The organism is Comamonas testosteroni (assembly GCF_000761245.1).
Classification (GTDB): domain Bacteria; phylum Pseudomonadota; class Gammaproteobacteria; order Burkholderiales; family Burkholderiaceae_C; genus Comamonas; species Comamonas testosteroni_C.
In genome coordinates, this window is sequence record NZ_AWOR01000014.1 from 1 (window position 1) to 437 (window position 437).

Annotated in this window: 1 protein-coding gene; it reads right to left on the bottom strand. The window is 57.4% G+C overall.

The genetic code is table 11. The features are described 5' to 3' along the window. Positions 1 to 36: 36 nt before the first annotated feature. Positions 37 to 437 (bottom strand): hypothetical protein (locus P353_RS04860; protein ID WP_034366093.1); only part of this gene is annotated, 401 nt, incomplete at its 5' end.

The following is a 437-nucleotide window of genomic DNA, read 5'->3' on the forward strand; positions in this document are numbered from 1 at the left end:
CGCCGGATGGCCCTGGCACGGCGGCCAGGGGTGGATTTAAGCGACTGCCAGTTCTTCAAATGGCATGCCAATCTTCTGCAGGAGCTCTTCCGCACTTCCCGGCATTTCTTCGGCCTGGGCAGGAATCATGAGTTCCGAGCTGCTGAGCAGTTGCAAAGCTGCTTCAATCGAGAACGGCTGGCTTTCGTCCAGATTGACCTTCTCGCCATACTGGCCGCCGATTGCCTTGGCGAGGTCATCCCAGGTTTCCAATGGGATGCGATGGCAGCACAGAGCAATCCTCAGCAGGTCACCCTTACCAACCGTGTAGCCCCGAGATTGGTATTTCAGGACCCGCAGCAGCGACGCGAATGGGTAGCGCGTTCCGTTGTGGAAGCTCAAATGGCGTTGAGCCGCATGCTTGAGAAAGTCTTCATGGAAGACGAACTGCTGGCCCT